The following is a 12,101-nucleotide window of genomic DNA, read 5'->3' on the forward strand; positions in this document are numbered from 1 at the left end:
CTTTATTCGTCGGCAGCGTCAGATGTGTATAAGAGACAGGGGTGGGGGGACGAGTCTGGGGGGAGGTGGGGCATCCCGGTCTCCTTGCGTCTCCTTGCGCGGCTTCGGTCCGGTGCGGACCGCGGGCGCGGTCCTGTGGGGCCGCGCGTCGGGTCCGGCAGGGACCGCGAGTGCGGTCCGGTGCGGACCGCGAGGGAGCGAGGGCCGAGTACGTTACTGGCAGGTAGTGGGGGTGCGTGGGGTTTTCCCCATACTGATCAGTCGGTATGGCGCTTCTCGGGGCGCGTACGAGTCAACTGCGCCTCCTGGGGGGCCTGTTGCGCCTCGGTTTCGGCGGGCCGCCCGACGTGTTCGTCGGCCCCGTCGGCCCCGTCGGCCCCGTTGGACCTGTCGGCCCCGTCGGCCCTGTCGGCCCCGTCGGCGTCCGGCTCCGGCTCCTGGAGGACCGGGAAGCGCCGGGGCGCGAGCAGCAGCAGGACGAGCAGGCACAGCACCGCCGCGCAGGCCGCCCCCACGTACACGGCGTCCACGGCCGCGTCGACCGCCCGGCGCAGCCGGTCCGCGTCGGCGACGGAGCCCGGGTCGTCGAGGGACTTCGCGACGGAGTCGAGCGAGCCCGCGCCGCCGAGGCGCGCGCTGAGGACGCCGTTGGCGATCGCCCCGAAGACGGCCGCGCCCACGGTCTGGCCGATCTGGCGGCAGAACAGCACGGACGCGGTGGTCGTGCCGCGCTCCGTCCAGCCCACGGTCGACTGGACGCCGACGATCAGGGGGAGCTGGAAGAGCCCGAGCGCGGCGCCGAGCAGCAGCATCAGGAGCGCGGGCTGCCAGGCCGCGCCGGGGTAGGGGAGCAGCGGGAAGGCGAACAGGACGCAGGCGGCGGCGCTGATGCCGATGATCGCGGTGTTGCGGAAGCCGATGCGCCGGTAGACGTGCTGGCTCAGGGCCGACGACAGCGGCCAGCTCAGGGTCATGATGGACAGGACGAAACCGGCGCCTATCGGGGCGAGTTGGAGCACCGACTGCGCGTACGTGGGCAGGAAGACCGTGGGCGCGACCATCAGCAGGCCGAGCGAGCCGAGCGCCAGGTTCACGGCGGCGATGGGGCGGCGCCGCCACACCCAGCCCGGAATGATCGGGTCCGCGGCGCGTCGCTCGATCACCACGATCACGCCGACGCACGCGAGCCCCGCCGCGAACAGCGCGAGCGAGGGCGCCGACAGCCAGTCCCAGGCGACGCCGCCCTGGACGAGCGCGGTGAGCAGCGCCCCGCCCGCGGCGAACACGGCGAGCGCGCCCGGCCAGTCGACGCGGTGCCGCTCGCCCGGGGGGCGTATCGGTTCGTGCAGGTGGTGGGCTATCAGCCAGAGCGCGAACACGCCGACGGGCAGGTTGATCAGGAAGATCCAGCGCCAGTCGGCGTACGCGGTGAGCAGGCCGCCGACCGCCGGGCCCGCGACGGCGGAGACGGCCCACACGGTCGACAGCCTGGCCTGGATGCGGGGGCGTTCCTTGAGCGGGTACAGATCGGCGGCGACGGTCTGCACGGTGCCCTGGAGGGCGCCGCCGCCGAGGCCCTGCAGTACGCGGAAGGCGATCAGCGAGCCCATGTTCCAGGCGAGCGCGCACAGCACCGAACCGGCGAGGAAGAGGACGCAGCCCACGATCAGGACGGGCTTGCGGCCGAAGGTGTCGGACAGCTTCCCGTAGACGGGCAGGGTGACCGTCGCGGCGAGCAGATAGCCGGAGAACAGCCAGGAGAAGACGGAGAAGCCGCCGAGGGAGCCGACGATCTGCGGTACGGCCGTGGAGACGATGGTGGCGTCGAGCGCGGCGAGCGCCATGACCAGCATGAGGGCGGCGACGACGGCACCGCGCCGGTCCGTGCGCCGCGTCTCCGTCTCCTTCTCCGCTGCCTCCATGGCCAAAGTCCTTTCCCCCTGCACCGGTTGCCCCGGTCACCTTCTCACCGATGGCGCGTCGCAGGGAGGGGTGGAGGGCTTCTCCGCTGGTAGGACGGTTGTGTGGTCAACAAGAGGGTGGAGTAACCCTGAGAAGCCCTCCACCGCCGGGTGGAGAACCCCTAGGGGGACCTCCGTACTAGGGACAGGGGGACGTTGGTACCGGCGGAGGACGAGAAGCCCTGCCTCCGTCCTTAGATTTGCTTTACGCCGCAGGGCACGGGGCGAAAGCGCCGGGCACGGGCACGGAGTGCGGGGCCGGTAACGGGGGTCCGGCTCCGCCTTCTGCACCAAGGGGTCCGGCTCCGCCTTCCGCACCAAGGGGTCCGGCTCCGCGCCCTGCGACGAACCACAGCGCGGGGGGTGGGGTTTTCCCCAGGAAAAGACTGCGCTGGGCACCAGGGCGCCGGAGCACCCCGGCGATCCACACTGATCTGTGTGAGCGCGCCGACACGCGTTCATCTCGTCACCGACTTAGGAGACTTACCGTGACAACGGCTGTATCCACTCCCAGGCACGGGGGAACTGGCGGGCGTACGGCCGTGGCGGCGCGGGCGCGCCAGGTCGTCAAGGCGTACGGCTCCGGGGAGACCCGCGTTGTCGCGCTCGACCACATCGACGTGGACATCGCCCGCGGCCAGTTCACGGCGATCATGGGTCCCTCCGGGTCCGGCAAGTCCACGCTGATGCACTGCCTGGCCGGTCTCGACACGGTCAGCAGCGGGCAGATCTACCTCGACGACACCGAGATCACCGGCCTGAAGGACAAGAAGCTCACCCAGCTGCGCCGTGACCGCGTCGGCTTCATCTTCCAGGCGTTCAACCTCCTGCCGACGCTGAACGCCCTGGAGAACATCACGCTGCCGATGGACATAGCCGGCCGCAAGCCGGACAAGGGCTGGCTCGATCAGGTCGTCCAGACCGTCGGTCTCGCGGGCCGCCTCAAGCACCGGCCCACCGAGCTCTCCGGCGGTCAGCAGCAGCGCGTCGCCGTGGCCCGCGCCCTGGCCTCCCGGCCCGAGATCATCTTCGGTGACGAGCCGACCGGAAACCTCGACTCCCGCGCGGGCGCCGAAGTCCTCGGCTTCCTGCGGACGTCGGTGACGCAGCTGGGCCAGACCATCGTCATGGTCACCCACGACCCGGTCGCCGCGTCGTACGCGGACCGCGTGCTGTACCTGGCCGACGGCCGCATCGTCGACGAGATGTACAGCCCCACCGCCGAGCAGGTCCTGGACCGCATGAAGCACTTCGACGCCCGGGGGCGCACGTCATGACCGTCCTGAAGACCTCGATGCGCAACTTCCTCGCGCACAAGGGACGCATGGCGCTCTCCGCGGTCGCCGTGGTCCTCTCGGTGGCCTTCGTGTGCGGCACCCTCGTGTTCTCCGACACGATGTCCACCACCTTCGACAAGCTCTTCGCCGCCACGTCGTCCGACGTCACGCTCACCCCGAAGGACGCCCCGGACGCGGGCGACGAGGGCCCGCGCACCGGCAAGCCCGAGAGCCTGCCCGCCGCCGCCCTCGCCCAGGTGAAGAAGGCCGACGGCGTGAAGTCCGTCGAGGGTGCGGTCACCAGCGACAGCGTCACCGTCGTCAACTCCAAGAACAAGGACATCGGCCCGTCCAGCGGCGCCCCCACCCTCGCGGGCAACTGGACGAAGAACGACCTGCGGTCGATGGAGATCACCTCCGGGCACGCCCCGCGCGGCCCCACCGAGGTGATGCTCGACGCCGACACCGCCGACAAGAAGAACCTCAAGATCGGTGACGAGCTGCGCACCATCGTGGCCGGCGGCAGCTTCACCACGAAGATCACCGGCATCGCCACCTTCAAGGTGACCAACCCCGGCGCCACCGTCGTCTACTTCGACACCGCCACCGCCCAGCGCGAACTGCTCGGCGCCACCGGCCGGTTCACCCACGTCAACGTCACCGCCGCGAGCGGCGTCAGCGACGAGCGCCTGAAGGCGAACGTGGCGAGCACGCTCGGCGCCGACGCCGCCGACTACAAGATCAAGACGCAGAAGGAGAGCATCGCCGACAACCGCAAGTCCGTCGGCAGCTTCCTGGACGTCATGAAGTACGCGATGCTCGGCTTCGCCGGGATCGCCTTCCTCGTCGGCATCTTCCTGATCATCAACACCTTCTCCATGCTGGTCGCCCAGCGCACCCGCGAGATCGGCCTGATGCGGGCCATCGGCTCCAGCCGCAAGCAGGTCAACCGCTCGGTGCTCGTCGAGGCCCTGCTGCTCGGCGTCGTCGGCTCCGTCCTCGGCATCGGCGCGGGCATCGGCCTCGCGGTCGGCCTGATGAAGCTGATGTCGGGCATCGGCATGGAGCTGTCCACCGAGGACCTCACCATCTCGGCGACGACCCCGGTGGTGGGCCTGCTCCTCGGCATCATCGTTACCGTCCTCGCCGCGTACCTCCCGGCCCGCCGCGCGGGCAAGGTCTCCCCGATGGCCGCCCTGCGCGACGCGGGCACCCCCGCCGACGGCAAGTCCGGAGCCGTGCGCGCCGCCCTCGGCCTGGTCCTCACCGGCGCCGGAGTCTTCGGCCTCTACGCCGCCGCGGCGGCCGACGAGGCGAAGGAGGGCTCTCTCTTCCTCGGCCTCGGCATCGTCCTCACGCTCATCGGCTTCGTCGTCATCGGCCCGGTCCTCGCGTCCTTCGTGGTCCGTGCGATCAGTGCGGTCCTGCTGCGGTGGTTCGGCCCCGTCGGCCGCATGGCCGAGCGCAACGCCCTGCGCAACCCCCGCCGCACCGGCGCCACCGGCGCGGCCCTGATGATCGGCCTGGCCCTGGTGGCCTGCCTGTCGGTGGTCGGCACCTCGATGGTCGCCTCGGCCACGGACGAGCTGGACAAGTCGGTCGGCGCGGACTTCATCGTGCAGGGCAAGCAGCGTGTCAGCCACCAGGTCGAGCAGCGTCTGAAGGAGACCCCGTACGTCGCCCACACCACCCGGTTCAAGGAGGTCAAGGCCGACGTCACCACCCCGGACGGCAAGACCGACAAGGGCGTCGGCCTCAGCGCGAACGACCGCACCTATGTGCAGGACCTGCGCCGCGAGACCACCGCGGGCGAGATGTCCGCCGCGTACGAGACGAACGCGATGTCGGTGGGCGAGGGCTTCGCCAAGGACCACCACCTGAAGGTGGGCGACAAGCTCAAGGTCGCCTTCGACGACGGGCGGACCGGAGAGCTGAAGCTCGCGGCGATCACCGATGAGGAGGGCAGCCTCGACCGGGGCGCGATGTATCTGAACATCACCACCGTCGAGCGGTACGTCGCCCCCGACCGGATGCCGCTGAGCGAAACGGTCTTCGCGAAGGCGGTCGACGGCAAGCAGGACGAGGCCTATGCGGCGCTCAAGAAGACCCTGGAGACGGACCCGCAGCTCAAGGTCCAGGACCAGACCGACTTCAAGCAGACCCTGAAGGACCAGGTCGGCCAGCTCCTGAACATCGTCTACGGCCTGCTCGGCCTCGCGATCATCGTGGCCATCCTGGGCGTGGTGAACACCCTGGCCCTGTCCGTGGTCGAGCGGACCCGGGAGATCGGCCTGATGCGGGCCATCGGCCTCTCCCGCCGCCAGCTGCGCCGCATGATCCGCATGGAGTCGGTGGTCATCGCCCTCTTCGGCGCCCTCCTCGGCCTCGGCCTCGGCATGGGCTGGGGCGCGACCGCCCAGCAGCTCCTCGCCCTGGAGGGCCTGAAGGTCCTGGAGATCCCCTGGCCGACGATCATCGCCGTCTTCGTGGGCTCCGCCTTCGTGGGCCTCTTCGCCGCCCTGATCCCGGCGTTCCGGGCGGGCCGGATGAACGTGCTGAACGCCATCGCGACGGAGTAGTCCTCCCGGACAGGGCGAGGGCCGGTGCCAGGGGAACGCTCCCCTGGCACCGGCCCTCGGCCAGATGGGGCTGCGCCCCTTTCCCCGCTTCGTCGGCCCTCCGGGCCTCGTCCTCAAGCGCCGGACGGGCTGAATCAGCCCGTCCGGCGTTTGAGGACGAGCGCGTAGCGCGATCGACGGCGCGCAGGCGCCGGGCCGGGCGACGTACTCTGGGAGGCCCCCGGCCCGTGAGACGTGTCGGGTGGTTCGCGTTGCCCACGCCCCCGGACGGGATGCCCCTTCATGACCCTGCACGGACTGCTGGACGCCGTCGTCAAGGACGCGGCCCTCACCGAAGCGGTGAAGGCCGCCGTCGACGGCAACCGGCCCCACGTCGACCTCGTCGGTCCCCCCGCCGCCCGGCCCTTCGCCGTGGCCGCCCTCGCCCGCGAGTCGCGGCGGACCGTGCTCGCCGTGACGGCGACCGGCCGGGAGGCCGAGGACCTGGCCGCGGCGCTGCGCACGATCCTGCCGCCGGAGGGGGTGGCCGAGTACCCCTCGTGGGAGACGCTGCCGCACGAGCGGCTGAGCCCCCGCAGCGACACCGTGGGCCGCCGCCTGGCCGTCCTTCGCCGCCTGGCGCACCCGAGCACCGACGGCGCCGACCCGGAGACGGGCCCCGTCAGCGTGATCGTGGCGCCCGTGCGCTCCGTGCTCCAGCCGCAGGTCAAGGGGCTCGGCGACCTGGAGCCCGTGGAGCTGCGCACGGGCCGTTCGGCCGACCTGAACGACGTGGTCGACGCGCTCGGCGCGGCCGCGTACTCCCGCGTGGAGCTGGTCGAGAAGCGCGGCGAGTTCGCCGTGCGCGGCGGCATCCTCGACGTCTTCCCGCCCACCGAGGAGCACCCGCTGCGGGTGGAGTTCTGGGGCGACGACGTCGAGGAGATCCGCTACTTCAAGGTCGCCGACCAGCGGTCGCTCGAGGTGGCCGAGCACGGACTGTGGGCGCCGCCGTGCCGGGAGCTGCTGCTCACCGACGACGTGCGCGCCCGCGCGCGGGAGCTCGCCGAGGCGCACCCGGAGCTGGGCGAGCTGCTCGGCAAGATCGCCGAGGGCATCGCGGTCGAGGGCATGGAGTCCCTCGCCCCCGTCCTCGTGGACGACATGGAGCTGCTGCTCGACGTGCTGCCCGAGGGCTCGATGGCCGTCGTGTGCGACCCCGAGCGGGTGCGCACCCGGGCCGCCGACCTGGTGGCGACCAGCCAGGAGTTCCTCCAGGCCAGCTGGGCGGCGACGGCCGGCGGAGGCGAGGCCCCGATCGACGTGGGCGCGGCTTCGCTGTGGGGCATCGCGGACGTCCGCGACCGGGCCCGTGAGCTCGGCATGATGTGGTGGTCGGTGAGCCCGTTCGCCGCCGACGAGGTCCTGGGCGCCGACACCCTGAAGCTCGGCATGCACGCCCCGGAGACCTACCGCGGGGACACGGCGAAGGCCCTCGCCGACACCAAGGGCTGGCTGGCCGACGGCTGGCGGACGGTGTACGTCACGGAGGGGCACGGCCCGGCCGCCCGCACCGTCGAGGTGCTCGGCGGCGAGGGCATCGCGGCCCGCCTGGACGCGGACCTCGCCGGGATCAGCCCGTCCGTGGTGCACGTGGCCTGCGGCTCCATCGACTACGGCTTCGTCGACCAGGAGCTCAGGCTCGCCGTCCTGACGGAGACCGACCTCACCGGGCAGAAGGCCGCGGGCAAGGACGGGCAGCGCATGCCCGCCCGCCGCCGCAAGACCATCGACCCGCTCACCCTGGAGCCGGGCGACTACATCGTCCACGAGCAGCACGGCGTCGGCCGCTACATCGAGATGGTGCAGCGCACCGTGCAGGGCGCGACCCGCGAGTACCTGGTCGTGGAGTACGCCCCCGCCAAGCGCGGCCAGCCCGGCGACCGGCTGTACATCCCCACCGACCAGCTGGAGCAGATCACCAAGTACGTGGGCGGCGAGGCCCCCACGCTGCACCGGCTCGGCGGCGCGGACTGGACCAAGACCAAGGCCCGCGCGAAGAAGGCGGTCAAGGAGATCGCCGCGGACCTGATCAAGCTGTACTCGGCGCGGATGGCGGCCCCCGGCCACACCTTCGGCCCCGACACGCCCTGGCAGCGCGAGCTGGAGGACGCGTTCCCGTACGCGGAGACGCCCGACCAGCTCACGACGATCGCCGAGGTCAAGGAGGACATGGAGAAGTCCGTCCCGATGGACCGCCTGATCTGCGGCGACGTCGGCTACGGCAAGACGGAGATCGCGGTGCGCGCCGCGTTCAAGGCCGTCCAGGACGGCAAGCAGGTCGCGGTCCTCGTGCCGACGACGCTGCTGGTGCAGCAGCACTTCGGCACGTTCACCGAGCGGTACGGCCAGTTCCCCGTCAACGTACGGGCGCTCAGCCGCTTCCAGACCGACACCGAGTCGAAGGCGACCCTGGAGGGCCTCAAGGACGGCTCCGTCGACATCGTCATCGGCACCCACCGCCTGTTCTCCTCCGAGACGAAGTTCAAGGACCTGGGCCTGGTCATCGTCGACGAGGAGCAGCGCTTCGGCGTGGAGCACAAGGAGCAGCTGAAGAAGCTGCGCGCCAACGTCGACGTCCTGACGATGTCGGCGACGCCCATTCCCCGTACGCTCGAAATGGCCGTCACCGGCATCCGCGAGATGTCGACGATCACGACGCCGCCGGAGGAGCGCCACCCGGTGCTCACCTTCGTGGGGCCGTACGAGGAGAAGCAGATCGGCGCGGCCATCCGCCGTGAACTGCTGCGCGAGGGCCAGGTCTTCTACATCCACAACCGGGTGGAGTCCATCGACCGGGCCGCCGCCCGGCTTCGCGAGATCGTGCCGGAGGCGCGGATCGCCACCGCTCACGGCCAGATGTCCGAGCAGGCCCTGGAACAGGTCGTGGTGGACTTCTGGGAGAAGAAGTTCGACGTACTCGTGTCGACGACGATCGTCGAGTCCGGCATCGACATCTCCAACGCCAACACCCTGATCGTGGAGCGCGGCGACAACTTCGGCCTGTCCCAGCTGCACCAGCTGCGCGGCCGCGTTGGCCGCGGCCGCGAGCGCGGCTACGCGTACTTCCTGTACCCGCCGGAGAAGCCGCTCACGGAGACCGCGCACGAACGGCTCGCGACCATCGCCCAGCACACGGAGATGGGCGCGGGCATGTACGTGGCGATGAAGGACCTGGAGATCCGAGGGGCCGGAAACCTCCTCGGCGGCGAGCAGTCGGGCCACATCGCGGGCGTCGGCTTCGACCTCTACGTGCGCATGGTGGGCGAGGCCGTCGCCGACTACCGCGCCTCCCTCGAAGGCGGAGTGGAGGAGGAGCCGCCGCTGGAGGTGAAGATCGAGCTGCCGGTCGACGCGCACGTCCCGCACGACTACGCGCCCGGCGAGCGGCTGCGCCTCCAGGCCTACCGCGCCATCGCCTCCGCCAACTCCGAGGAGGACGTCAAGGCCGTCCGCGAGGAGCTCACCGACCGCTACGGCAAGCTGCCGGAGCCGGTCGAGAACCTCCTCCTCGTGGCGGGCCTGCGCATGCTGGCGCGGGCCTGCGGCGTCGGCGAGATCGTCCTCCAGGGCACGAACATCCGCTTCGCGCCGGTGGAGCTGCGGGAGTCCCAGGAGCTGCGCCTGAAGCGGCTCTACCCCGGCTCGGTCATCAAGGGGGCCACGCACCAGGTGCTCGTGCCCCGGCCGAAGACCGCGAAGGTCGGCGGCAAGCCGCTGGTCGGACGTGAACTCCTCGGCTGGGTGGGGGAGTTCCTGGCCTCGGTCCTCGGGTCGTAGCCCGGCGGCGTGCGCGCCCCAGGGCGGGCCCGGGGCGGGTCCGGGCGGGCTCAGGGCGTGCACGCCGCCGCGACGGAGAGGCTGTTCTCGTACAGGTGGTGCCGGGTGATCCGGCCGTTCTCGACGGTCAGGCGCAGCGCGAAGGGGCCATCGAAGGACTTCCCGGTGGCGCGTACGGTGCCCGACAGATGGCCCATGATGACGGCGTCCTGCCCGCTCACCAGGTACGTGTCCACGCTCGCCCGCGCGTCCTCGGCGACCGTGTGGCTCGCCAACTCCTCGCCCTGGGCGGCGCATTCGGCGCCGGTGGAGCGCGAGCGTATCCACGGGACGACGGGGTTCTCGGCGAGCAGCCAGTCGACGTCGTCGGCGAAGATCTCGGTGAGGCGCGCGGTGTCGTTGGCGATGCGCGCGGCGAAGAAGGCGTCGACGGTGGCGCGGGTGGCGTCCTCGACCGTGACTTCGGTGGCCATGGTGGCTCCCTCTCTGGCGTGACCGGAACCCCGTGCGGGTCCTGCTGACACCCTGGAGACTGCCAGGGCGCAGGGTGGCGGTCGATTACCTGTCAGGTAGCCGACGGCCCGTCAGGGCATTCGAGTACCGTGGGGGCCGGTCCATGGGGAGGGAAATTTCGTGAAGTTCGGGGACACGGGGCGGCGCACTGCCGCTTGCGCCGTCGTACTGGCCGCCGCGCTCGGCGCCCTGGCCGGCTGCGACGACGGTGACAAGGACAGGGCGAAGGACGGCGGCGCGCCCGGCGGGCGCGCGGGCTCCGCGCTGGCCGCCGTGGACTCACTGACCGTCAAGGGCCGTGCCCCCAAGACCGGTTACGAGCGCGCGCGGTTCGGCAGCGCCTGGGCGGACACCGACTCCAACGGCTGCGGCACCCGCGACGACATACTCAAGCGGGACCTGAAGAGCGTGAAGTTCCGGGACGGCGACTGCGTGGTCGCCTCGGGGACGCTCGCACCCGACCCGTACACCGGCAAGGACGTGACGTTCACGCGCGGCCGCAGCCGTGTCGACATCGACCACGTCGTGGCGCTCTCCGACGCCTGGCAGAAGGGCGCGCAGCGCTGGGACGCCAGCAAGCGCATAGCCCTCGCCAACGACCCCCTGAACCTCCTCGCCGTCGACGCGCGCCCCAACCGCGGCAAGGGCGACGGCGACACCGCGACGTGGCTGCCGCCCGACAAGGGCTTCCGCTGCACGTACGTGGCGCGGCAGGTGGCGGTGAAGAAGAAGTACGAGCTGTCGGTGACGGGCGCCGAGCGGGACGCGATGCGGCGGGTCCTGGCGGGCTGCCCCGAGGAGAGGCTGCCCGGCGGCGGAAACCCGACCCGGGCCCCGGAGCGCTTCCGGGCGCGGTGACGCGGGCGTCCGGCGTGCCGGTGCCGGTGCCGGTGCCGGTGCCGGTGCGGGTGCCGGTGCGGGGCGCTCGGCGCGCGCCCCGCGGCCCGGCGGGTGTCAGCCGTCCAGCTTGTCGAGGTCGAGCACGTCACCCTTCGGCGGGGTCGCCTTCACGGGCTTCTCGAAGTCGGTGAAGGTGATCGTGTCCCGCTTCTTGCCCTTGCCCGGGTCGTTGACCGCCTTCAGGAGATACGGCTTGCCCTCGGTGGCCACATAGAGCGTCGCCCGCTCCTTGCCGTCGGTCTCGTGCAGGGCGATCGCCGGGACGCCGTCGACCGTGGTCGTCCTGCCCTTGCGCGCCGCCGAGTCGACGTCCTTGAAGTCCGCGAGGACGGTCGTCAGGTCGCAGAACTGGGCGAAGTCCTTCTCGTCGGACTTCGTGGTGCTGGTCTTCACCCAGCGGTCCGCCATCATGTCGATCGACGCGTCTACGTCGGACTTCGGCTCGCCCTTCATCTCGGAGCGCAGGAACGCGGCGTCGTACCGCATGTACACGGTCTTGCCCTTACCGATCAGGTCGACCGAGCCCTCGCCGCCGGTGCCGATGGTCCCGACGCACTGCCCCTCGGTGTCGAGCGCGAGGTCGATGTGGCCGGGGCCGCCGCCGTCCGCCATGGACCCCTTCATGCGGAGCGAGGACGCGCCGCTCGTGGCCTTCACGGCCTTGTCGATGATCTGCGGCCCCGACAGGTCCGCGAACGGGTCCTTCTTCTTCGTCGCTGCCGACTTCTTGGTGTCGTCGGACTTGTCGCCCCCGCAGCCCGTCAGCGTGACGGTCGCGGCGGTGGCGAGGCAGAGCGCGGCGAAGGCCGTGCGGCGCGAAAAGGCGTGCATGGAGAGTCCCCCCAGGGAGTTCGTGTTCAGCTCGGCTATCAGACCAGAAGCTTGTGAACCGAGTCAACACCGTTCACAATCAATACGTGATTAACGGCCGTGAAGGGGTGTGCGCGACTCGCGTGGGTAGGCTCGGCGTCACACGCGGTGCGCGATGACCGACGCGCGCCGCACGCGGGATCGAGCGACGAGGGGCGGGGCAGTGGGGACCAGCGGGCCGA

At 71.2% G+C, this 12,101-nt stretch carries 7 protein-coding genes; 4 read left to right on the plus strand and 3 right to left on the minus strand.

The features are described from left to right. Positions 1 to 257 precede the first annotated feature (257 nt). Positions 258 to 1,922 (minus strand): MFS transporter, encoded by a 1,665-nt coding sequence (locus tag IG74_RS0108385; RefSeq protein ID WP_078868667.1) that lies wholly within the window; start codon positions 1,920 to 1,922, stop codon positions 258 to 260. A gap of 527 nt (positions 1,923 to 2,449) precedes the next feature. Here IG74_RS0108385 and IG74_RS0108390 point away from each other — a divergent pair. The 3 genes from IG74_RS0108390 to mfd all read left to right on the plus strand — a co-directional run bounded on the left by IG74_RS0108390 (position 2,450) and on the right by mfd (position 9,636). Beyond that, positions 2,450 to 3,238 (plus strand): ABC transporter ATP-binding protein, encoded by a 789-nt coding sequence (locus IG74_RS0108390; protein ID WP_030672134.1) that lies wholly within the window; start codon positions 2,450 to 2,452, stop codon positions 3,236 to 3,238. After that, positions 3,235 to 5,817, plus strand: a complete 2,583-nt coding sequence (locus IG74_RS0108395) for an ABC transporter permease (RefSeq protein WP_030672137.1) — start codon at positions 3,235 to 3,237, stop codon at positions 5,815 to 5,817. The genes IG74_RS0108390 and IG74_RS0108395 overlap by 4 nt, the downstream gene beginning before the upstream one ends. Before the next feature lie 282 nt (positions 5,818 to 6,099). Continuing rightward, positions 6,100 to 9,636, plus strand: a complete 3,537-nt coding sequence (mfd, locus tag IG74_RS0108400; protein WP_030672140.1) for a transcription-repair coupling factor — start codon at positions 6,100 to 6,102, stop codon at positions 9,634 to 9,636. Between the two features lie 50 nt (positions 9,637 to 9,686). On the opposite strand, the gene IG74_RS0108405 is transcribed toward mfd, so the two are convergent. Then, the gene (locus IG74_RS0108405; RefSeq protein WP_030672143.1) at positions 9,687 to 10,109 is read right to left on the minus strand and encodes a nuclear transport factor 2 family protein; all 423 of its coding nucleotides are present in this window, start codon (positions 10,107 to 10,109) and stop codon (positions 9,687 to 9,689) included. A gap of 229 nt (positions 10,110 to 10,338) precedes the next feature. Between IG74_RS0108405 and IG74_RS0108410 the strand changes: the two genes are divergently transcribed. Then, entirely contained in the window at positions 10,339 to 11,007 is a 669-nt protein-coding gene (locus IG74_RS0108410; protein WP_051854729.1) for an HNH endonuclease family protein, read from the plus strand. Between the two features lie 96 nt (positions 11,008 to 11,103). Here the strand turns inward: IG74_RS0108410 and IG74_RS0108415 are convergent, their stop codons facing one another. After that, entirely contained in the window at positions 11,104 to 11,880 is a 777-nt protein-coding gene (locus IG74_RS0108415) for a hypothetical protein (RefSeq protein WP_030672149.1), read from the minus strand. Between the last annotated feature and the right edge of the window lie 221 nt (positions 11,881 to 12,101).

The organism is Streptomyces sp. NRRL B-1347, from assembly GCF_000720325.1.
GTDB lineage: Bacteria > Actinomycetota > Actinomycetes > Streptomycetales > Streptomycetaceae > Streptomyces.